This is a genomic window from Reyranella sp. (genome assembly GCF_965279465.1).
Lineage (GTDB): Bacteria > Pseudomonadota > Alphaproteobacteria > Reyranellales > Reyranellaceae > Reyranella.
The window spans coordinates 2,071,242-2,091,837 of record NZ_OZ257242.1; the positions used below are offsets into that span (position 1 = coordinate 2,071,242).

The 20,596-nt window shown below is 66.6% G+C and carries 19 protein-coding genes and 1 riboswitch; of the genes, 13 read left to right on the forward strand and 6 right to left on the reverse strand.

Going from position 1 to position 20,596, the window contains the following annotated elements; translation table 11 throughout:
• Positions 1 to 50: 50 nt before the first annotated feature.
• From ACQY8M_RS10130 to ACQY8M_RS10140, 3 genes are read left to right on the forward strand one after another with little or no spacing between them, the layout of a single operon-like run.
• Positions 51 to 629 (forward strand): hypothetical protein, encoded by a 579-nt coding sequence (locus tag ACQY8M_RS10130; protein WP_428671460.1) that lies wholly within the window; start codon positions 51 to 53, stop codon positions 627 to 629.
• Between the two features lie 42 nt (positions 630 to 671).
• Positions 672 to 1,517, forward strand: a complete 846-nt coding sequence (locus ACQY8M_RS10135) for an SDR family NAD(P)-dependent oxidoreductase (RefSeq protein ID WP_428671462.1) — start codon at positions 672 to 674, stop codon at positions 1,515 to 1,517.
• Positions 1,514 to 1,909, forward strand: a complete 396-nt coding sequence (locus ACQY8M_RS10140) for a cupin domain-containing protein (protein ID WP_428671464.1) — start codon at positions 1,514 to 1,516, stop codon at positions 1,907 to 1,909. The genes ACQY8M_RS10135 and ACQY8M_RS10140 overlap by 4 nt, the downstream gene beginning before the upstream one ends.
• On the opposite strand, the gene ACQY8M_RS10145 is transcribed toward ACQY8M_RS10140, so the two are convergent.
• Positions 1,906 to 3,204, reverse strand: coding sequence for a tetratricopeptide repeat protein (locus tag ACQY8M_RS10145; RefSeq protein ID WP_428671466.1), 1,299 nt, complete (start codon positions 3,202 to 3,204; stop codon positions 1,906 to 1,908). The two genes, ACQY8M_RS10140 and ACQY8M_RS10145, sit on opposite strands and share 4 nt — an antisense overlap.
• A gap of 84 nt (positions 3,205 to 3,288) precedes the next feature.
• Positions 3,289 to 4,275, reverse strand: a complete 987-nt coding sequence (locus ACQY8M_RS10150; RefSeq protein ID WP_428671468.1) for an MBL fold metallo-hydrolase — start codon at positions 4,273 to 4,275, stop codon at positions 3,289 to 3,291.
• Positions 4,276 to 4,882: 607 nt separating this feature from the next.
• Here ACQY8M_RS10150 and ACQY8M_RS10155 point away from each other — a divergent pair.
• On the forward strand, positions 4,883 to 5,578 hold the full coding sequence (locus tag ACQY8M_RS10155; RefSeq protein WP_428671470.1) for a dienelactone hydrolase family protein: 696 nt from the start codon (positions 4,883 to 4,885) through the stop codon (positions 5,576 to 5,578).
• 224 nt (positions 5,579 to 5,802) lie between these two features.
• On the opposite strand, the gene ACQY8M_RS10160 is transcribed toward ACQY8M_RS10155, so the two are convergent.
• Positions 5,803 to 6,663, reverse strand: coding sequence for a TauD/TfdA dioxygenase family protein (locus ACQY8M_RS10160; protein ID WP_428671472.1), 861 nt, complete (start codon positions 6,661 to 6,663; stop codon positions 5,803 to 5,805).
• A gap of 76 nt (positions 6,664 to 6,739) precedes the next feature.
• On the opposite strand from ACQY8M_RS10160, the gene ACQY8M_RS10165 reads away from it, so the two are divergent.
• The 4 genes from ACQY8M_RS10165 (at position 6,740) to ACQY8M_RS10180 (ending at position 10,568) form a co-directional block, all read left to right on the forward strand.
• The gene (locus ACQY8M_RS10165; RefSeq protein WP_428671474.1) at positions 6,740 to 7,231 is read left to right on the forward strand and encodes a hypothetical protein; all 492 of its coding nucleotides are present in this window, start codon (positions 6,740 to 6,742) and stop codon (positions 7,229 to 7,231) included.
• Positions 7,232 to 7,606: 375 nt separating this feature from the next.
• Positions 7,607 to 8,740: a hypothetical protein gene (locus tag ACQY8M_RS10170; RefSeq protein ID WP_428671476.1), complete on the forward strand. Its 1,134-nt coding sequence runs from the start codon at positions 7,607 to 7,609 to the stop codon at positions 8,738 to 8,740.
• Positions 8,737 to 9,432 carry a hypothetical protein gene (locus ACQY8M_RS10175; RefSeq protein ID WP_428671478.1) on the forward strand — a complete coding sequence of 232 codons (696 nt, stop codon included), beginning with the start codon at positions 8,737 to 8,739 and terminating at the stop codon, positions 9,430 to 9,432. The genes ACQY8M_RS10170 and ACQY8M_RS10175 overlap by 4 nt, the downstream gene beginning before the upstream one ends.
• The gene (locus ACQY8M_RS10180) at positions 9,429 to 10,568 is read left to right on the forward strand and encodes a glycosyltransferase (RefSeq protein WP_428671480.1); all 1,140 of its coding nucleotides are present in this window, start codon (positions 9,429 to 9,431) and stop codon (positions 10,566 to 10,568) included. The genes ACQY8M_RS10175 and ACQY8M_RS10180 overlap by 4 nt, the downstream gene beginning before the upstream one ends.
• Before the next feature lie 221 nt (positions 10,569 to 10,789).
• On the opposite strand, the gene cobD is transcribed toward ACQY8M_RS10180, so the two are convergent.
• Complete coding sequence (gene cobD / locus ACQY8M_RS10185) at positions 10,790 to 11,749, reverse strand: threonine-phosphate decarboxylase CobD (protein WP_428671482.1); 960 nt, start codon at positions 11,747 to 11,749, stop codon at positions 10,790 to 10,792.
• Between the two features lie 30 nt (positions 11,750 to 11,779).
• On the opposite strand from cobD, the gene cbiB reads away from it, so the two are divergent.
• Positions 11,780 to 12,751, forward strand: a complete 972-nt coding sequence (gene cbiB, locus ACQY8M_RS10190) for an adenosylcobinamide-phosphate synthase CbiB (RefSeq protein WP_428671484.1) — start codon at positions 11,780 to 11,782, stop codon at positions 12,749 to 12,751.
• Here the strand turns inward: cbiB and ACQY8M_RS10195 are convergent.
• Both ACQY8M_RS10195 and cobO read right to left on the reverse strand, forming a co-directional pair.
• The gene (locus ACQY8M_RS10195; protein ID WP_428671486.1) at positions 12,735 to 14,180 is read right to left on the reverse strand and encodes a cobyric acid synthase; all 1,446 of its coding nucleotides are present in this window, start codon (positions 14,178 to 14,180) and stop codon (positions 12,735 to 12,737) included. The two genes, cbiB and ACQY8M_RS10195, sit on opposite strands and share 17 nt — an antisense overlap.
• A 29-nt stretch (positions 14,181 to 14,209) precedes the next feature.
• Positions 14,210 to 14,821, reverse strand: coding sequence for a cob(I)yrinic acid a,c-diamide adenosyltransferase (gene cobO, locus ACQY8M_RS10200; RefSeq protein WP_428671488.1), 612 nt, complete (start codon positions 14,819 to 14,821; stop codon positions 14,210 to 14,212).
• A riboswitch (cobalamin riboswitch) is annotated at positions 14,806 to 15,000 on the forward strand. It overlaps the preceding gene by 16 nt.
• Before the next feature lie 36 nt (positions 15,001 to 15,036).
• Between cobO and ACQY8M_RS10205 the strand changes: the two genes are divergently transcribed.
• The 4 genes from ACQY8M_RS10205 to ACQY8M_RS10220 are packed head-to-tail and all read left to right on the forward strand — an operon-like array spanning position 15,037 to position 20,595.
• Positions 15,037 to 15,396, forward strand: a complete 360-nt coding sequence (locus tag ACQY8M_RS10205; protein WP_428671490.1) for a DUF1636 family protein — start codon at positions 15,037 to 15,039, stop codon at positions 15,394 to 15,396.
• The gene (gene cobW, locus ACQY8M_RS10210; RefSeq protein ID WP_428671492.1) at positions 15,393 to 16,439 is read left to right on the forward strand and encodes a cobalamin biosynthesis protein CobW; all 1,047 of its coding nucleotides are present in this window, start codon (positions 15,393 to 15,395) and stop codon (positions 16,437 to 16,439) included. The genes ACQY8M_RS10205 and cobW overlap by 4 nt, the downstream gene beginning before the upstream one ends.
• 2 nt (positions 16,440 to 16,441) lie before the next feature.
• Positions 16,442 to 19,558 (forward strand): cobaltochelatase subunit CobN, encoded by a 3,117-nt coding sequence (locus ACQY8M_RS10215; RefSeq protein WP_428671494.1) that lies wholly within the window; start codon positions 16,442 to 16,444, stop codon positions 19,556 to 19,558.
• Positions 19,555 to 20,595 (forward strand): precorrin-3B synthase, encoded by a 1,041-nt coding sequence (locus tag ACQY8M_RS10220; protein WP_428671496.1) that lies wholly within the window; start codon positions 19,555 to 19,557, stop codon positions 20,593 to 20,595. The genes ACQY8M_RS10215 and ACQY8M_RS10220 overlap by 4 nt, the downstream gene beginning before the upstream one ends.
• Position 20,596 lies beyond the last annotated feature (1 nt).

Consider the following 20,596-nt stretch of genomic DNA (forward strand, 5'->3'; position numbering starts at 1 on the left):
TTGGGAAATCCCGGATAAGAAGAAGGGTAGAATAATGCAGAGGTGCCTCCATGCCCGATGGCGCGACTCTCCCGGTTCTCGACCACGAACTGGCCGATGACGAGCTGCAATGGATGAAGTCCGTTTTCGCGGACCTGAGCAAAGCTCGCGCTGCGGCCGGTCCCGAATTCGACCCCAAGGAAGCCCTGCGCGCCATTCTGGCCCGCATGGAATATCACCTGTCCGCTGCGCCGGATTTGACCGGTCCCGGCCCGTGGCGTCTGGGCCAGAACCGGCACGGCCGCGGCGTCGCGGCGGTGTTCCTGCCGAAAGTCGAGCTTCACACGCACATCGCCAGCCGCACCGATCAGTTCCCGATGTATGTCACGGGCGAGGCGGAAGGCTTTTCCATCGACGAGAATGGCAGGCCGTTGCTGACGCCGGTGGTCGACGGCGGCCACTTCCACAACGCGCCCGGCGCGCCGCACGCCTTCGTGCCGAAAGTCGGCGTGCCCAAACCGGACAACTGGGAGATCGCCTTCATCGCGATCACGCCGCGCAACCTGAAGGAAGACACGCACCGCGTCTCGGACGAGGTTCGGGCGCTGTACAAGCAGGTTGTCGGTCAGGATGCCCCTTTGGGCGTTTGATGCCACGCGCGTCCGCGCACCACGATTTGACAGGTAAGCCATATGTCCTCGCCTGACCTCGACGGTCGCATCGCGCTCGTTACCGGCGCTGCCGGCGGCATCGGCCGGACTCTCTCTCGCGCCTTTGTCGAGGCTGGCATGCGGGTGGCGCTATGCGACACTTCCGAGGAGGGCGTGCTGCGTCTTGGGGACGAACTCGGCGCCGACCGGACCATCGCGTTGCCCACCGACGTGTCGGACCCTGGTTCCTGCAGCGATAGCGTCAACCGTACGATCGCTCGTTTCGGCCGGCTCGATGTCCTGGTCAACAATGCCGCCGTGGGGATGTCCACGGTACGCGAAGACCATATGCGCCGCGTCGTGCAGATCGAGGACATTTCGCCGGAACTCTGGGCCCGCTTCATGGCGGTCAACCTGTCCGGTCCGTTTTACATGGCCCGCGCTGCCGTGCCCGGCATGCGCGCCCGGCGATTCGGGCGGATCATCAACGTCACCACCAGCTACTTCACCATGCTCAATCCCGGCTTCTCGCCCTACGGTCCGGCCAAGTCCGGCCTGGAAGCCTGGAGCACGAGCCTGGCAGGAGAGTTGAGGGGCTCTGGCATCACCGTCAATGTCGTGGTGCCCGGTGGGCCTACCGACACACCGATGGTGCCGGACGACGGGACCATGGAACGCAGCCAGTTGATCCGCCCGGAAAAGATGGCTCCCCCAATGCTGCATCTCGTATCCGATGCTGGAGGGGCGATCACGGGCATGCGCTTCGTTGCAGCGAAGTGGGATTCCTCTGCTTCCATCGCCGACGCGATCGCCGCCTCGGGCGCACCGGCCGGATGGCCTGATTTGGCAAAAAGCCCTGTCTGGCCGGGTGGCGGACCGAAGCGGTGACGAACTTTGCCGACAAGCGCTTGCCCGTGCAGCCGGATGCGGTTGCTCCGGATGGATCGGACGTAAGGCTTCTGTTGCAACTTGGGCGCGGTAGCATGGCCCACTTCGAGCTCGGACCCGGTCAAACATCGAAAGCCGTCGTCCACCGCACCGTTGAGGAGATCTGGTACTTCCTGTCCGGTCGCGGGCAAATGTGGCGGCAACAGCAGGGTGCATCCCACATTGTCGATGTCTACCCGGGGATCTGCCTGACAGTGCCAATTGGTACGCGCTTCCAGTTCAGATCTTTCGGCTTCGAGCCTCTTGCTGCCATCGGCGTCACGATGCCTCCATGGCCCGGCGAAGATGAAGCGATCGTTGTGCAAGGCGAGTGGCAACCTACCGTCTCTTAGGTCTCGAGCCCCGTGACCGGAAGGCTCGCCGGGCCAGGGCGCCGGTCCGCGAGCAGACGTTGGGCCTCCGCCACACGTCCCGCGTTCAGATAGGCCCGCAGCAGCGTCGCTTCCACCAAGTCCACCTGCGCCCGGCTGCCGCCCATGCGTTCCCGTTCGGGCAGCATGGGCACGATCAGGTCGATTGCCGCGGCATGATCGCCGCGCTGGAAAGCCGCGAAGGCACGCGCCACCACGGGGATGGTCGAGCCGGAGGGATAGCGGCCACCACTGATCAGCTCCTCGATGGCCCGGACCCAGCCCTCCAATGCGGCCTCATCGCCCGCGGCGGCATAGGCGAGCGCAACATGCCAATCGGCAAGGGAAAAGCCCGGGCGGGGAATCTTCTCGCGCGCATACTCAACGAGCTTCGCCCAGCGTGCGGGATCGCGGGGATGACCCGCCAGCTCCGATCGCCACAGAAATGAAGAGGAATCCGAGAGCTTCTGATGCACCGCGCCACGATGATCGTCCGCGCAAAAGGCGTCGTTGTAGAGGCGAAGCCCCGCTTCCAGATTGCCGGCATGCAACTCGAACAAGCCGAGGTGCCAGTTCAGGTGACCGAACAGCCCGCCACCGCGATCGTAAAGCGGCAGCCAGTCGCGCATGAAGGCGATGCCGCTGTCCCGCTCGCCGGTTTCATAGCAGAGATGGGCGAAGGCGTGGGCGCCGTAGGCGTTGCGCCGGACCTGGGCCAGGGAACGCTCTATCTTGGGGCGCGCCGCGTCATGCTGGCCGATTTCCGATAGCGCCATGCCGTAATGGGCCTCGAACCACCAGTCCTCACCGTAGTGCGGGGCGAGCGGGTCGAGAAAGTCGACGAGGCCCTGTTCCCGGCCGGGCAGGCCGGACATCCCGATCAACCCGCCCTGATTGGCGGCGAGGCTCAGCACCAGCGCATCGCGCGGCCACGTTCCGACATGGACGCGGATCGCGGCCAACGCCGCAACAGCCTGGCCGGAAAACAGGTGACGAAAGACATCGATGTGGCTGAGCTCGCGCTCGGAAACGCCGTCACTGAGGGACAGTGCCGTGGCGAGGGACTCCCGCATGGCCGCAAGGTTGCCCGCGAGCTGCAGGGCACGAGCCTTGCCGATATGGGCCAGGGCGAACCCTGGATCGGCGGCGATGGCGCGATCGAAAGACGAGGCGGCACCGGGGTAGACGGTCAGCAGAAGGTCGACGCCTTCGATGTAGGCATCACGCGCGGTTGCGACGGTGGTGGATACGGCGAGGCCGTAGCGGTCGGTCAGCATGTCACCCCCCCTCATCAGTATTCTCGTTCGGAGCCACGTTCTGGGCGTGTTGCTCCCGGCGCTCCATTCGACGGCGTTTCGCGATCAGAATCGCATCCGCTTGCCTACCGCCAGGGGAACGAGTTTACCGTCGCCGAAGGCGTTGGCCAGCGCCGTCATGGCGCGCCACCCGGTGCAGTGGCCGGCCGCGATGACGTCGAGGCCGAAGTCGCCCAGCGCCGCCACCGTTTGCGGGATGATGCGTTCATTGATGCCGCTCAGGTGCAAGCCGCCCAGCACGGCGTGCAGCTTCACACCCGGAAAGCAGTCGCGCGCGTGTGCCAGCACGTTGACCACCCCGGCGTGACTGCAGGCCGTGAGCACCACCAGACCCTTGTCGCGCACGTGAAAGGCGACGAAGCGTTCGTCGATCAGCAGCTCGTCGAGCTCCCAGCCCTTGTTGTCCAGGGTACGACGATGCTGGCCGGGCATGCCGACCTCGAAGCCGCTGCGGCGGGGTATCTCGCCGCTGACGTAGACGGTGTTGCCCGCGATTGCCTGCGCCTCGCGCGTGACGATGACGCGGCCGCCGTGCGCGGTGAGCGCCGCCTCCGAGGGCACGTCCTCCATCAGCCGGAACGAACCGTCGGGCATCTTGGCCGAGCGGCTGCGGAACATGTCGGGATGCATGTAGCAGGGCACCTCGCGCCCGCCGTTGCGATCGCGCACGAGCTGCAGGGCGCGAAGCATGGCGCCGGCGTGATCCCAGTGGCCATGGCTGAGCACCATGGCCTCGACCGGGCCGAGATCGATGCCGAGCCGCGACACATTCTGCTCGAAGGTGCGATCCTCCGGCCCGGAATCGAATAGGACGGTGTGCACGCTGTCGCCGCGCCGCAAGGTGAGCAGGCAGGACAGGCCGTGCGCGGCGCAACACAGGCAGGCACCGCCCAGCACCCATGCCCCACCGCGCCGTCGTGCGAGGCCGCCCAGCTCGGTCTCGACGAAGGAGGGAACGGACGAGAGCGAATCGGTGACATTGTCGACGATGATCTGGACGTCGACGGAGTCGACTGGGGCAATGCCGGTCATGCGCTATCCCTTGTTCGGAAGTCTCGTTGGATCCGCTCATTTAACAGGAGCGCATCCTCGCTGGGCAAGACAGCGTACCGGTCGCCCACGCTCGACTTTGTTGTCCGGAGCGCTTGTGAATGTTTCGGCTGAATGGCTACCCACCCACCTCACCCTGAGAGCTTGTGAAAGAATCGAATTAGCGATTCAAAGATGATCTCGCTCCCACTTGCCTCACCCTGAGGAGCGCAGCGCAGCGGAGCGTCTCGAAGGGTGGCAACGCGTACAACCTCGAAAAAATGCCGAGATCGCAGCACTTTCCGTGCGTCCTTCGCGTCGCCATCCTTCGAGACGCTCCGCTGCGCTGCGCTCCTCAGGATGAGGCGGAGGGGTAGCCAGATTGGTCTTCTCACTGCCGGCCGATAAATTCACAAGCTCTCAGGATGAGGTAAGTGGGTGGCGAGATCATCTTAGAATCGCCAAGTCGAATTTTTCACAAGCGCTCAGCGTGAGGTTGAGGTGTAGTTCAGCGGGCCTGTAAGGCGACAGCTTGTCACCGGAGGCGAAAGCCATACGATATGTGGCTCGGGCAAGAAAACCCTGCCTTAGGGCAAGACGGGAGAGAACAGTGGGTGAGGAAATCAGGATCACGGCCGCCGATGGCGGGACGTTCGCAGGATATCTGGCGTTGCCGGCAGGAAAACCGGCTCCTGGCCTGATCGTGCTGCCGGAGATCTTCAACAGCAATGCACACATCCGCTCGGTGACCGACGGCTATGCGGCGGACGGCTTCGTGGCCCTCGCGCCCGACGTGTTTTGGCGGCAGGAAGCGGGAAGCTACTTGCCTTATACCGACGAAGGTCGTGCGAAGGCGTATGCGCTCCGCGCCAAGCTGGACAATGACCAGTTCACGCGCGACCTGGGCGACGCCATCGCCATGCTGCGGGCGCGGCCGGACTGCAACGGCAAGGTCGGGGTGATGGGCTTCTGCCTGGGGGGCCTGCTCGCCTGGCTGGCCGGCACGCGGCTGCCGATCGAAGCGGCGGTCACCTACTACGGCGTGCAGATCGATCAGTATCTCGGCGAGGCCGACCGCCTCGGGTGCCCGCTCCTCATGCATTTCGCCGAGAACGATCCGCATGTGCCCCCGCAGACCGTGGCAGCGATCCAGGCGCGCCTCGGCGGGCTAAGCAAGGTGAGCATCCATATCTATCCAGGCACCGAGCACGGCTTCAATCGCCAGGGCTACCCGCCGTACAACGAGGCAGCCGCGACCGAGGCACGGCAGCGCACGATCGCGCATTTCCGCCGTCTCCTGTCGTAGGGTCGCGTGCACGCGGCTCATTGGACCGCAGGCATGAGGGGTTGTTTCTTGTCGGTCGCGCCACACTTCACGGCGCGTCACCGGCTGGAACACGGAAGCGCCAGCACGTGAGCGGTGCTCATGGTCTTGCCGGGAGCGCGGGTCTCCAGACCCGCTCATGAGTCCGAGCGGGTCTGGAGACCCGCGCTTCCAGCTAAAGCCCCGAAGAGTGGGGGGAGGAGAGTTCAGACGGGCGCCGTCCCTGCCACGATCACCCGGTGCATCAGGCGGCGTTCGCCCTCGGGATAATCGGCGTTTGCCTTGTGCATGGTGCAGCGATTGTCCCAGATCACCACGTCGCCCTGGCGCCAGACATGGCGGTACTGGAAGCGCGGCTCGATCGCATGGGCAATCAGAGCGTCGAGCAGCGCGTCGCTCTCGGCGCGCTCCAGGCCGACGACCTGCTCCATGCGGTTGGCGTTGAGATAGAGCGCCTTGCGGCCGGTCTCGGGATGGGTGCGGACCAGCGGATGCGTGGCCTCCGGCATGGCGGCCATCTCCGAGGCAGGGCGCTTGGAGACGCGGTTGGTCTGCCGGCTCGACTGGTATTTGTGGATCACCTGCAGGTCGGCGATGCGGGCCTTCGTTTCGTCCGGCAGCGCGTCGTAGGCGGCGTACATGTTGGTGAACTGCGTATCGCCACCGCGTGACGGCACGACCACGCCGTAGAGCATGGTGAGCGAACAGGGCTCGCGCATGAAGCTGTCGTCGGTGTGCCACGACGCACCGTTCACCAACTTCTTGCCGTCACCCAGTTCGTCGCGGTCCTCACTCGAGATGATGTTGACCTCGGCGCAGTCCGGCGTCGCCGCAAGCTGCTTGCGCAGCACCGGCGTGCCGAAACGCGCCATGGCGTCGCGGAACGGCACGGGCGCGAGCGTCTGGTCACGGATGCAGAGCACGAGATTCGCGTGCAGCGCATCGAGCAGATCGGCGTACGTCTTGGTGTCGGCCCGGTTGAGATCGAGTCCGCTGACCGCCGCAGCCATGTGGCCGCCGAGTTTCTCGCTGTGGATCATCCTGTCAGGATAGGTCTGTCCCGACACGGCGGGCAATGCTGAAGACGCCGCGTTCCGCGATATGGTTTGGGCATGACATCCTTGACCATGGACCGCCTTAGTCTTGCAGATCGCTCTCGCGCTGAGCGCCGGGACGGAAGATGCCGAACGCCACCTGGTCGAGGCGCTGGCGCGTCGCTTCCAGGAGCCGAACGGCGTCGCACCCGAGCAATTCGACCGGTGGGACGACGACTACGCCGCTGCGATGCGCCGTGTGCATCACGCCTTTCCCGACGATCACGACATCATGGCGCTGCTGGTCGAGGCGCTAATCACCCGAACGCCGCGCCGCCTGTGGGACGTCCGGACGGGGCTGCCCGCCCGCAACGCCGACACGCTGGAAGCCGTAGCGCTGTGCAAGCGCTCGATGGCGATGACCGACGCCGCGGGCCAGCGCCCGCATCTCGCGATCCTTCACCTGCACATCCATGCGATGGAGATGTCGAGCCGGCCGCTGCTGGCAATACTTGGCGGTGCGCCGACGGCCCATGCACAGCAAGGAAAGGCGTCCTATTCGACCATATCTGAGAATACGAAGGAAACAGCACGCGGGTGAATCAATGTTCAATACGGAAAGTTCGATATTGAGACGAGTAGTCATCGATAAGGATCCGAAGTTCGCCACAAAATATGGCGTGAGATCTATTCCGACGCTGCTCATACTAAAGGACGGAGTGGTCAAGCTACGAAGATCGGTGCCGAACCGAAGCAGAAGCTACTGCCTTGGATCAATAGCGTGTTGACGTGAGCATTAGTCAGCGCGAAGTGCGCACGTTGCTCGCCCGCACGATAGGAGTACATTCGGTAGCCACTGGCGGAAAATTTGCTGGCTCGCGCTAGAGTGGTGGGGGCAAATGTGAGTGATTCTGGCAATTCGCAAGCGCCGATACCCCGGCCACAGCCAGTGGTCGGTCGGACACCGTACGACGCCTTGGCCGAGCTGTTCGGCTTGCTGGGACGGGCGCTGCCTTGGGTGGTTGTACTGGCGCTGGCTCTCTATACGAGCATCGAGGTCAGCAAGAGCTATCAGGACGGCCAAGCAGCAGCGACGAAGGAGTTCGCCGCCCGCGCGACCGAGCTGAACAAGCTCCAGCAAACCACCTTCTCCCAGCTGGAGGCGTTGCGAACCTCCCAGCTTGACGGCTTGGGGAACTTCTCCAAGGTGAATACGTCGGTGATGGAAGCGATTGCGAGGAACCAGGCCGCGCTGAGCGCGGCCCGGGAGGAGCTGGTCAAGGAACGCGAGAATCAGGAAGCTGCGGCTTCCAAGGTTCGAGAAGCACAGCGCGAGCTGGAGGACGCAAAACGCCAGCAACGTGATCTCGAGGGCACGATAGGCGCGCTGGAGCGCAAAGTCTGGGCGGCCGAAGGCGCAATCGATGCAGCCGACCGGCTCGCGCGGTTCGTCGCGCAACCGCAGCAGGGTGCCGTGTCGCTCGACCGGCGCGAGCTTTCTCGCCGCTTCGAAAATGCCCAGGCCGACGCGGTGTCGCGGGATGCCGAAGGCGCGTTGTACTATGGCCCGTACCGGATGCCGGGTGGCCATATGGCTGACTTCCTGAAGGCACTGGCGCGGACATTCCCGACCCTCGCCAGTCGGCTCGAACAGGCCGGAGGAGCCAAGGCGGCCGCGGAAGGCGGAGATGACTTCAGGTACGAATGGAAGTCCTTGTCGCGCGATGCCGAGTTCATGGCTGCGCAGGATGCATTCGTCGAGACCACCAAGTTCGATCCCTTTGTGGAGCGCCTCAGGTCGCATTTCAGGGGGAAAGGCGTGACCTTCGAGCCGGAGCGCAGGTCGGAGGCCTTCGTCGCGGTAATATGGTCCGCCGCCGTGCAACACGGACCAGGCAGCAATGTCGTGATCCGGGCGTTTGACGGGATCGACATGTCGGCCGCGACGGACGGGCGGCTGATTGGTGCCATCTACACCGAGCGCAAGCTGATCGACCGATATTTCCCCAACCTGAACGCAACCGCCAAGACATTGTTGGCCGCTCGCTACGTCTTCGAAGAGGAGCTTGCCATGAGGATGCTGAAACAAACAGGCGAGGTCGCGCGATGAACTGGACTCCCCTGCGCTGCGCGTTGGCAGCGATGGCGTCGTTCGCCTTCGGATTCGATCTTCAGGCGCAACAGAGCTGCCGCATGGAACCGCCGGCCGTTTCGGCCGGCCAAATCGTGGTCAAGCTGGATTGCCAGAGCGGCAAACCCGATTCGGACCGCTTCGCGTACCCACCGGGCCCCCTGTTTGTCGGGCTGACGCTTTTCACGCTCGCCAGCGGCTCGGCAACGGGCGATGCCGAGTACAGTGACTACGATGGTGAACGGGCTCGCCAGCTGCATCTGCCTGCTCAGGAGATCAAGACGACTGCCTCGAGCTCAATCGCCTTCAAGTTCACGCCCGCCAAGCATACGCACTTCCTCGTTGCCATATGGGACGTCAAGACGCCCTGCAAGAAATCGTCCAACGAGGAGTGCCCTTCTCTCGGATACACGCTCGGGCGAGTGGACGCAGGTGGGCTGCCGATGCCTGTCGATGTCTGGCCCGCGCCAGTCTGCGATGTCGCCAAGCTGGGCAGGCGAGGCTTCTTCGCGGTGACCGCGAAGGAGGAACTCGATGCGACGCCAAGCGAAGTCTTTCAATCGTTCCGAACTGAATATCTGACGAACGATTGCTGGACGTACGATTCGAAACTGCCGGGTCGTGGCATGTCGTTGCGAAAATGGCGGCTGGCTGCGCTGCGCCCAAGTTGAGTGACGCATTCTTCGATTTGCTACTCGGTTATTGGTTGGCCGTACTCTTTGCCTATTGGGCGCTTCTGTTCGTCGGCATCCGGCGATTTGACTCGCTGCAAGTGCCTGCGAGCACGACGCATGCCGTGTTGGCAGAAGTTGTCATCCCCGCGTTCAATGAGCGCCGCCATCTCCCGACGATTGGCGCCAATCTGGCTGCCGTGCGGCGGACAGGCACCCGAGCCTGCGTCGTCGACGACGGATCGCGGGACGGCAGCAGCGGGGAGCTGATCGAGCTGTGTCTTGGAACGGGCGCGCGGCTGCTGCGCCATTCGCTCAACCGGGGAAAAGCGGCCGCGGTCCGCACAGGCGTTGAATCGACCGCCGCTCCTTTCGTGTTGCTGCTCGACGCCGATACGAGCTTGCCCGCGAACTGGCGTGACGGCGTATGTCTGGCAAAGCGCGAAGCGGCGGTCGCATGTCGAATCGTCGCTGTGGAGGCTGGCTTTCTCGCGTCGGTGCAGGCGAGGGAGTACGAATACGTGCTGAACCTGGAGCGTGAAGCGCTCGCCGGGTTTGGTGTCGTGCTGACCGTTCCTGGCGCGGCGTCGATCTGGCGGACCGCAGCGCTTCGCGACATCGGCGGCTTCTCGGCACGCACGGAGGCGGAAGACACCGACGCGACGCTATGCCTCCAAATTTCCGGATGGAGCGTTCGAGTCCGGTCGGACATCGTGGCGCTGACGGATTGCCCGGGGACGTTCTGGAGCCTTGTGAAGCAACGTGGGCGCTGGATCTGGGGTAATTTCCAAGCGGCATGGTATGCTGTTGGAGCATCCGCGAGGGGCAATGCGAATCGGCGCGCGGCAATTGCAATGGCGGCGGTAAGCCTATTGAACTTGCTCGGATATATCATCGCTACGGTCATGGTAGCGCGTCTCATTCTGCTCGATGTAGGCGTCGCGGATGTTGTTGCTGCAGGCGGCCTAAGCTTGGCAACCATTGGACGAATCGTCCTTACACGACGGTTCCGAGTGGTGCGGAACCGAAGTCTTCGCCAGGTTCTGGGGGCGTTATTGCTGATGCAGCTCATCAATTTCGTGAGCTTCTGGCATGGCATGGGAGCAAGGCTGCTCCGTCTCCAGACCTGGAAATAGCAAGGTTGTCCGGGTTGAACTCGGCGAGGGGCTGCGCCGACGCCGCGCGCGGCCTCATCCGTGCCTCAACGGCACCTGCTCAAGCACTGTTGGGCCGCTGAGGCCGCAACGCGTTTCTGCTCAGGGTGAGGTGGGGTGTGTTGCGGTTGGCCGAGACGCGGCGCTGGCTGCCCCACAGTGAGTGATCAAAGCAAAAATCAGCGCCGACGAGCTTTTGCGCCCTAGAGGCCGAGCGCCTTTGCCAATCGCAGGAAGGCCTCATCATCGCCAGGCAATCCGAAGCGCAGCCGGTCGGGCGCATGGGCGAAGGCGCGCACATGGATGCCTTCGCGGGCGAGCCGCGGCACGACAACCGGTGCCGCCACGTGACGGGCGAGGCGGAACAGCACCGTGCCGCCCAGGATCTCGAATCCGGCTCCCCGCAGGAAATCGTCGAGGCGCGCGCTGTCCGCCACCACGCGGTCGCGCGCCGTCCGCAGCCAGGCGCCGTCGTTCAAGGCCACGCGGCCGATCTCGAGCGCCGGCCCCGAGACCGCCCAGGGCCCCAGCTCTGCCCGCAGCTGCATGGCGATGTCCGGCGAGGCGATGGCGAAGCCCAGCCGCACGCCGGCCAGACCGTAGCTCTTGCCGAACGACCGCAGCACCACGGCGCGCGGCGGCAGGTCGCCGGCCAGGCTCATCTCGCGCGGCAGGAAGTCGATGAAGGATTCGTCGACGACGAGCAGGCCCTTGACCGCGGCCAGGTCGGCCGGCGGGAACAGCCGCCCGGTCGGATTGTTCGGGTTGACCACGATCACGACGTCGGCGTCCTCGAGCGACGGAACGATCCGCACCGCGTGGCCGTGCCGCGACCAGCAGGCTTCGTGCTCCTCGTAGGTCGGTCCGACGATGGCGACCGTGCCGCGCGGCACGAGGCGGGGCAGGAGCTGGATCAGCGCCTGCGTGCCGGGCGCGGCGACGATAGTCGCGGGATCGCGCACGCCGTAACGCGCCGCCGCGGCGGTCCGCAGCGCCGCTTCGTCGGCGTGCGAGGGCAGGCGGGTCCAGACCGTGTCCGGCAGTGCCGGGACGGGGTAGGGCACGGGATTGATTCCGGTCGACAGATCGATCCACGGCCGCGGCGCGTCCGCGAAGCGGCGCATGACCTCGCCGAGATCGCCGCCATGGGCCAACGGTTTCATGGCGATAGTCCGCATGCTACGCAAAGCGCCATGTTCCTCGGTCTCGCCCTCGTTGCTGGCGCTGTCGAAGCCGGTGTCGGCTACCCCGACGTCGTCTATCGCGCGATCGGCCACCCCGTGACGTGGCTGGGGCGGCTCATAGCATGGGCCGACGCGAGGTGGAATTCGCAGCAGGATCCGCCCGCCCAGCAGCGCAGCCAGGGCATCGCGCTGGTGGTCACCCTGCTGGCGATCAGCCTGTTCGCCGGGCTGCTGATCTCGCAGTTCTTCCATTCCTTCCTGCCGTCCTTCCTTGCCCTGGTGCCGATCGCGATCCTCACCAGCAGCCTGCTGGCACAGCGCAGCCTCTACGATCATGTCGACGCCGTTGCCGCCGGCCTCGACCAGAGCCTCGATCGCGGCCGTCAGGCAGTGTCGATGATCGTCGGCCGCGACACCGGGGAACTGAGCGAATCGGACGTCTGTCGCGCGGCGATCGAGAGCCTGGCGGAGAGCTTCTCCGACGGCGTCGTCGCGCCGATGTTCTGGCTGACGGTCGCCGGCCTGTCGGGCGGCATCGCCTACAAGGCGGTCAACACCGCCGACAGCATGATCGGGCACAAGACCGAGAAATACATCGATTTCGGCTGGGCGGCGGCGCGCACCGACGACGTCCTGAACTGGCTGCCCGCGCGCCTGTCGGTGCTGTGGCTGGTGCTGGCGGCAGTCGTGGTGCCGGGCACCTCGCCGTGGCGGGCGTTGACTGTGGTGCGGCGCGATGCGCGCCTGCACGACTCGCCCAACGCGGGCTGGCCGGAAGCAGCGATGGCGGGCGCGCTCGGCGTGCGGCTGATGGGCCCGCGCACCTACGACGGTGAACCGGTCAACAAAGGGTGGATGGGAGACGGCCGCGTCTTCATCAGGATCTCAGACGTCCGCACCGCGCTCCGGCTCTATCGCGTGGCCTGCGGCATCCAGCTCGGCGTGCTCGCGATCCTGTTCGTGCTCACGTTCTTCTGGTGAACCGCGGCGGCCGCGCCAGCGCGAGCAGCCGGTCGCAATCGATGTGCTTCTCGACGTGGTCGGCCAGCAGGTCGAGCGTGGCGTCGACATCGGCTTCGTAGTCGAGGCCCGAGGTCGCCGCTCCCAGGCGTTCGAGCCAATGGCGTCGCTGGCGGTCGTCGGCCAGCAGGCCATGGATGTAGCAGCCCGCGATCCGGCCGTTATTGCTGACCGAGCCCTCGTCGTGGCCGTCGAGACGAAGCAATGTTTTCGCGCTACCGCTCGTGCGGCCGACATGCATCTCGTAGCCCTTGAACGGCACGCCCTGCGCCGTGCCGGAGACCTCGATCAGGACCTTGTCGCCCGCCAGCACCGTGTCGACGGCGAGCAGGCCGAGGCCGTCGACCGTCGACGGCGGACCCTCGATGCCGTGCGGATCGGCGACAGTGCGGCCGAGCATCTGGTAGCCGCCGCAGATTCCCAGCACCTGCCCGCCGCGCCGCACGTGGGCCTGAAGATCGATGTGCCAGCCCGCCGCGCGTAGGGCGGCGAGGTCGGCGATGGTGGCCTTCGAGCCCGGCAGAATGACCAGCGCGGCGTCGCCGGGGATCGCCTCGCCGGGCCGCAGGAAAACGAGATCGACGCCTTGCTCCAATCGCAGCGGATCGAAGTCGTCGAAGTTGGCGATGCGCGGATAGGCCAGCACGACGATCTTTACGCCCTCCCCGCGCCGCGCCGTCGACAGGCCCAGCGCGTCCTCGGCCGGCAGCCGATGGGCGTGCTCGAAGAACGGCAGCAGCCCGAGCGCCGGCCAGCCGGTGCGCCGTTCGATCTCCTTCATGCCGTCGGCGAAAAGAGCCGGATCGCCGCGGAAGCGGTTGACGATGAAGCCCACGATCATTGCCGCATCGGCCGGATCGATCACCGCCTGCGTGCCGACGAGGCTCGCGATCACGCCGCCGCGGTCGATGTCGCCCAGCAGCACGACCGGCACGTCGGCGGCACGCGCGAAGCCCATGTTGGCGATATCCGAGGCGCGCAGGTTCACCTCGGAGGCCGAGCCCGCGCCTTCGACCAGCACGAGGTCCGCCTCGGTCGCGAGGATGCCGAAGCTCTCCAGGACGGCGCCGAGCAGCTTCGGTTTCATCGTCTGGTAGGCGCGCGCCTTGGCCGTGCCGACGACCTTGCCCTGCACCACGACCTGCGCGCCGGTCTCGCTCTGGGGCTTCAGCAGCACCGGGTTCATGTGCACGCTGAGCGGCACCCGCGCGGCTCGCGCCTGCAGCGCCTGGGCGCGACCGATTTCGCCCCCATCTGGGGTAACGGCGGCGTTATTCGACATATTCTGCGGCTTGAAGGGGCGCACTTTGAGGCCGCGGCGCGTGAAAATGCGGGCAAATCCGGCCACCACCATCGATTTTCCGACGTCCGACCCCGTGCCCTGGATCATCAAGGCCCTCGGACGAACCGGGGCGGCCATCAGAACTCGATGCCTTCCTGCGCCTTCACGCCGGCGGCGAAGTGATGCTTCACCGGAGTCATCTCGGTGACCAGGTCGGCCGCTGCGATCATCTCGGGCCTGGCGTTGCGCCCGGTGACGACGATGTGCTGGTCGGCGCGACGCGCCTGCAGCGCGGCAACCACCGCTGCGGCGTCGAGATGGTCGTAGCGCAAGGTGATATTGAGCTCGTCGAGCACGATCAGCCGGATCGCCGGATCGGCCATCATCTTCCGGGCGGCGGCCCAGGCGCGCTCGGCGGCGGCGACATCGCGCGCCCGGTCCTGCGTCTCCCAGGTGAAGCCTTCACCCAGCGTGTGCCATTCGACCTGGTCGCCGAACGTTTCGATGGCGGTGCGTTCGCCGGACTGCCAGGCGCCCTTGCCGAACTGCACCACGCCGCAGCGGAAGCCGCGACCCAGCGCGCGCAGCATCAGGCCGAAGGCCGCCGTCGACTTGCCCTTGCCCTTGCCGGTATGGACGATCAGCAGGCCTTTCTCGATCGTCTTGGCCGCGACCTCTGCATCTTGAGCGGCCTTGCGGTTGGCCATCTTGGCCTTGTGGCGGTCGGCCTCGTCGATTGCGTCGGTCATGCGGCCACGCTATCAAGCGGGCGACGGAAAGGGAACGCGGTCATGCCGCGGCTGCCCCCGCAACTGTAGTCGGCGAGTTTCGGGCCGGATGCCACTGGTCGTCCCTTAGGGGAAACTGGGAAGGCGGCCCGCGGCGTTGACCCGAGAGCCAGGAAACCTGCCGTCGGAGAGCCCAGTCACTGGCGCGGGGAACCGCCAAATGAAAGCAGGATCGTGTGTCGACATTGTTCGTTTGCGTCAGTTGCCGCCGCGAGGGTGATCCCTCCGAGCCGCGTCCCGGTGCGCGCCTCTTCGCGGCGCTGAGCCAGCAGGCGGCTGACCTCGACATCCAGCCGGTCGAATGCCTGTCCAACTGCACGCGCTCCTGCACCGTCGCGGTCGCGGCGCCGGGCAAGTGGACCTACATCGTCGGCAATCTCGATCCCGAGCAGAACGTCGACGACGTGCTGCAGTTCGCACGCCTTCATGGTGCGAGCGCCGATGGCCTCACCGTCTGGCGCGAGCGGCCGGTGCATGTCCGCAAGAACACCATCGCGCGCGTCCCGCCGATGCCAACCGTGAAGGAACCGTCATGAGCAATCTCGCCGGCACTCTGGCCAAGGTGCCCTGCACCATCGTCACCGGCTTCCTCGGCGCCGGGAAGACCACTCTGGTGCGCCACGTGCTGGAGAATGCCGGCGGCCGCCGCCTCGCGGTGATCGTGAACGAATTCGGCGATGTCGGCATCGATGGCGAGATCCTGAAGAGCTGCGGCATCGAGAGCTGCCCCGAGGATGCGATCGTCGAGCTCGCCAACGGATGCATCTGCTGCACGGTGGCCGACGACTTCGTGCCGGCGCTGACGAGCCTGCTCGACCGGCCGAACCCGCCCGAGCATATCGTGATCGAGACCTCCGGCCTTGCCCTGCCCAAGCCGCTGGTGAAGGCCTTCAACTGGCCCGAAATCGCCTCGCGCGTGACGGTCGATGGCGTGGTGACGGTCGTCGATGGTGCGGCGGTTGCCGCGGGCCGGTTCGCCGATGACCCCGAGGCGATCGCGCAGCAGCGCGCCAACGACGACTCGCTCGACCACGATAACCCGCTCGAAGAAGTGTTCGAGGACCAGCTGCTCTGCGCCGACCTGGTGATCCTGAACAAGTCGGACCTGATGTCGGCGCGGCAGCGCCTCGATGTCACGGCCGAGATCGGCCGGACCCTGCCGCGTGTTGTAAAGGTTGTCGAGGCGCAGAACGGCCAGGTGCCGATCGCCGTTTTGCTCGGTCTTGGCGCCAAGGCCGAAGCCGATCTCGAGGGACGGCCGTCGCATCACGAGATCGAGGGCGAGCACGACCACGACGACTTCGACACCTTCATCGTCGAGCTGCCGTCCTTCGACTCGCCGCAGGCCGTGATCGACCGCCTCGCCAAGGCGACGGCGGCGCACGACATCCTGCGCCTGAAGGGCTTCGTCGACATCGCCGGCAAGCCGATGCGCCTGCTCGTGCAGGGTGTCGGCGCACGGTTCCAGCATCAATACGACCGGCGCTGGGCGACCGAAGAGGCGCGCCGCGGCCGGCTGGTCGTGATCGGCGAGAAGGGCCTCGACAAGGCGGGCATCGAGGCGCTGATTCTCGGCTGATCATGCATGTCCTGGCCACCCAGCTTGCCACGCTAGAGGAGGCTGACGCCGCCGTCGACTTCGGCCAGTCGCCGGCCGAAGTGGTCGTGCTGTCCTTCTCCGACAGCGATCTTTCGGCGCTCGCCGCCGCCTGGCAGGGCGACGCGGTCGCGCTGCCGACCTTGAGGCTCGCCAGCCTCAAGCGCCTGCGGCATCCGATGTCGGTCGACCTCTATGTCGACAGCGTCGTGGCGCGCGCGAAGGTGGTGATCGTGCGCTGCCTCGGCGGCGTCGATTACTGGCGTTACGGACTCGAACGGATCGCCGATGCCGCGCGTGAAAACGGCATCCTGTTCGCGGCCTTGCCGGGCGACGACCGCTCCGATCCGCGGCTCGCCTCGATGTCGACCCTGCCGCCGCGCGTGCTGGCGCTGCTCGAACGGTTCTTCCGCGAGGGCGGGGTCGAAAATCTCGGCCAGGCCCTGCGCTTCACGGGCACCCTGCTGGGACGCGACGAACCCTGGCGGCCGCCGGTCGCGGTCGGCCCGATCTCGGTGCTGGGCGATGCCGCCGACGTGCGCCCGGCCGCTCTGGTCGTCTTCTATCGCGCCAATCTCATGGCGGCCGATTATGAGCCGGTGACCGCGCTGATGGCGGCGCTCGATCGCGAAGGTCTGGCGCCGCTGGCCGTCGCCGTGAGCAGCCTCAAGGACCCGGCGATCGCTGCGGCGCTCACGCAGCTGATCAAGCGCCGGCGGCCTGCGGTCATCCTCAACACCACGGCTTTTTCGGCGATGCGCGAGGACGACACGACGGTGCTCGATGCCGCCGACGTGCCGGTGCTGCAGGTTGTCCTGTCGGGAAGTGCGCGCGAGGCGTGGCGCGAGTCCGGCCGCGGTCTGTCGCCAGCCGACCTCGCCATGAATGTCGTGCTGCCGGAACTCGACGGCCGTCTGCTGACACGTGCGATCTCGTTCAAGGCCGAAGCGCCGACCGATCCGCGCCTGGAATTCGCCAGCGTCCGCCATCAGTCCGAGCCCGATCGCGTCGACTATGTGGCGCGGCTCGCCGCCGCGTGGGCGCGGCTCGGGCGCAAGCAGCCGACTGAGCGACGGCTCGCCCTCATGCTCTGCGACTACCCCGCACGCGGTGGCCGCACCGGCTATGCCGTCGGCCTCGACACGACGGAGAGTGCGCTGGAAATCCTGCGGCTGCTGGCGGATGAAGGCTACGACACCGGCGGAAAGGAATGGACGGCCGCAGACGTTGGCGCCCTGCTGGACCGCATGCGACCCCATCTGAAATGCGGCAAGGTGACGGTCCTGCTCCAGCCCGATCGCGGCTCGGGCTATCACGACACGGCGGCCGAGCCGCACCCCGACTATGTTGCCGTCTACACCTGGTTGCGCAACGTCGAGAAGATCGACGCGCTGGTGCATCTCGGCACGCACGGCACGCTCGAATGGCTGCCCGGCAAGGCATTGGCGCTGTCGGCCGAGTGCTGGCCCGAGCGGGTGCTCGGCGCTCTGCCGGTGATCTACCCCTTCATCGTCAACAATCCCGGCGAGGCGGTGCAGGCCAAGCGCCGGCTGGCGGCGGTGACCATCGGCCATCTCACGCCGCCGCTCAGCGCCGCCGGGCTTCACGGGCCGATGGCCGAGCTCGAAGGCCTGGTCGAGGAATATGCTGCCGCCAATGGCCTCGATTCGCGCCGCCTGCGCTATCTCGGCGAGGAGATCGTCGATCGCGCCTGGACGAGCGGGCTGGCGGCCGACTGCGGCTTGGTGCGCGGGGAGGCCAACCATGAAGCCATCGCCAAGCTCGATGCGCAGCTCTGCGACATCAAGGATCTCTCGATCCGCGACAGCCTGCATGTGTTTGGTCGCGGCGAATGCGGACCAGGCGAGCGCGCCGGGCTGCTGGCGGCGCTCGCCGGCCGGCGTGTGCCGCCGGGGCCGGCGGGCGCGCCCTCGCGCGGGCGTCCGGACGTGCTGCCGACCGGCCGCAACCTCACCTCGATCGATCCGCGCGCCATCCCGACGCGCACCGCGTCGGCGATCGGTGGGCGCGCCGCTGACGAGGTCGTGCGTCGCTATCTCCAGGATCACGGCGATTATCCGCGCGCTCTGGTGATCGACCTCTGGGCATCGGCTTCGCTGCGCACCGGCGGCGACGATCTCGCGCAGGCGCTGGCCTATCTCGGGGTCCGGCCGGTGTGGGACAACCAGTCGAATCGGGTCACCGGCATCGAGGTCATGCCGGTGGCGACGCTCGACCGGCCGCGCATCGACGTGACCCTGCGCATTTCCGGTCTGTTCCGCGACATCTTCGAAAGCCAGATCGCGCTGTTCGATCTTGCGGTGCGCCGCGTGGCCGACCTCGACGAGGACGATTCGGACAATCCACTGGCAACTGCCCGCCGTGCGGGCGCCGATCTCGCGCGCATCTTCGGCGGCGCGCCCGGCAGTTACGGCGCACAGGCCGGCGACCTCGCGCTCGACGGTGCCTGGCAGACGCGCGAGGATCTCGGCCAGGCCTATCTCGCCGCCGTGACGCATGCCTATGGCGGCGCGGATGGCCAGCGCGACGCGGGGGACGATTTCCGCGCCAGCGTCTCGACCGCCGACCTGCTGGTGCACCCGCAGGACGACCGCGAACGCGATCTGCTGGACGGCGATGGAGTCGCTGATTTCGCCGGCGGGTTTGCGGCGGCCGCGGCGATGCTGGGCAACACGCCGGAACTCTATCACCTCGATACCAGCAAGCCGGAGACGCCCAAGGCACGCCGCATCGCCGAGGAGATCGCGCGGGTCGTGCGCGGCCGTCTCACCAATCCGCGCTGGCTGGCCGGCATGTTGTCCCACGGCCATCGCGGCGTCGCCGAGATCGCCCAGAGCGTCGATGCGCTCTACGCCTTCGCCGCGACGGCCGACGCCGTCCCGGGTTCCCTGTTCGATGCGACGCACGCGGCGTTGATTGCGGACGACGCGGTGCTGGCCGCGATGCTCGACAAGAATCCGGTGGCCGCGGCGGCGATTGCGGCCCGATTGCGCGACGCGCTGGACCGCGGCCTTTGGGTCACGCGGCTGAATTCGGTCGCGCTGGACCTCGATCGGGCGATAAAGAAGGCTCGTTCATGAGTCTGACCGTTCCCTATGAGATCAAGGGCTGGTGCCCCGGCGTGCTGCGCCCGATGCAAAGTGGCGACGGCCTGCTCGTGCGCGTGCGACCGTGGGTCGGCGCATTCACGCTGGAACAGGCGGCGGGGCTGGCCGACATTGCTGCGACACTGGGCAACGGCCACATCGACCTGACGCGGCGCGCAAATCTTCAGATCCGCGGCCTCAGCGAGGAACGCTCGCCGGCCTTGCGTGACGCGCTCGATCGACTCGGCCTGCTCGAAGCCGAGGAGGCGCGCAACGTAATGGTCGACCCGCTCGCCGGTCCCGAGGTGCGCGCGCTGGCCTTGACGCTCGGCCGCGCCTTGCCGCACGACGTGCCGGCCAAATTCGGTTGCCTGGTCGATGGCGGTGGCCCGCTGTCGATCGCGGGCGAACGCGCCGACATCGCTTTGTGCATGACCACCGAGGGCGTTGCTTTGCGAATAGACGGCGAATGGCGGGGCGTGACGACGCCTGACCGAGCGGTCGCTGCGGCACTCGGCAGCACGGGATCGCTCTCGAAGATGATCGTCATGCCGGTGCCGGGGCGGCGGCGGTTGGGTCGGCTCGGCCGCTTCACTGGTGTTGCCGTACCGTTCGGCCGATTCGAAGCGTCGCAGTTGCGTGAGCTTGTGGAGCGGTGCGCCGAGGCCGGTGCGTCGGAGATTCGCCTGTCGCCGTGGCGCGCGCTCTATATCGACGCCGTGATCGACGGCACTGGATTGATCGTCGACGACGACGATCCGCTGCTGCGCATCGAGGCCTGTCCTGGCGCGTCGGCCTGCAGCTCGGCGACCGTCGACACGCGGTCGGCCGCGCGGCAAGTGGCGGCGCTCGGCATTCCCGGGAGCATCCACGTTTCCGGCTGCGCCAAGGGCTGCGCGCGGTCGGCGCCGGCTGATCTCGTGCTGGTCGGCAGCGAGGGCCGCTATGGCGTGGTGCGCAACGGCACCGCGCGCGATCGGGTGGTGCGGACGGTTGCGCGCGACGAACTGGCATCGCTCCTGGACGCCTGAC

Bases quoted from the DNA above. Each gene is read 5' to 3' on its own strand.
- ACQY8M_RS10130 (WP_428671460.1), top strand. From the start codon at position 51: ATGCCCGATGGCGCGACTCTCCCGGTTCTCGACCACGAACTGGCCGAT.
- ACQY8M_RS10135 (WP_428671462.1), top strand. From the start codon at position 672: ATGTCCTCGCCTGACCTCGACGGTCGCATCGCGCTCGTTACCGGCGCT.
- ACQY8M_RS10145 (WP_428671466.1), bottom strand. From the start codon at position 3,204: ATGCTGACCGACCGCTACGGCCTCGCCGTATCCACCACCGTCGCAACC.
- ACQY8M_RS10150 (WP_428671468.1), bottom strand. From the start codon at position 4,275: ATGACCGGCATTGCCCCAGTCGACTCCGTCGACGTCCAGATCATCGTC.
- ACQY8M_RS10175 (WP_428671478.1), top strand. From the start codon at position 8,737: ATGAACTGGACTCCCCTGCGCTGCGCGTTGGCAGCGATGGCGTCGTTC.
- cobD (WP_428671482.1), bottom strand. From the start codon at position 11,749: ATGAAACCGTTGGCCCATGGCGGCGATCTCGGCGAGGTCATGCGCCGC.
- cbiB (WP_428671484.1), top strand. From the start codon at position 11,780: ATGTTCCTCGGTCTCGCCCTCGTTGCTGGCGCTGTCGAAGCCGGTGTC.
- ACQY8M_RS10195 (WP_428671486.1), bottom strand. From the start codon at position 14,180: ATGATCCAGGGCACGGGGTCGGACGTCGGAAAATCGATGGTGGTGGCC.
- cobO (WP_428671488.1), bottom strand. From the start codon at position 14,821: ATGACCGACGCAATCGACGAGGCCGACCGCCACAAGGCCAAGATGGCC.
- cobW (WP_428671492.1), top strand. From the start codon at position 15,393: ATGAGCAATCTCGCCGGCACTCTGGCCAAGGTGCCCTGCACCATCGTC.
- ACQY8M_RS10215 (WP_428671494.1), top strand. From the start codon at position 16,442: ATGCATGTCCTGGCCACCCAGCTTGCCACGCTAGAGGAGGCTGACGCC.
- ACQY8M_RS10220 (WP_428671496.1), top strand. From the start codon at position 19,555: ATGAGTCTGACCGTTCCCTATGAGATCAAGGGCTGGTGCCCCGGCGTG.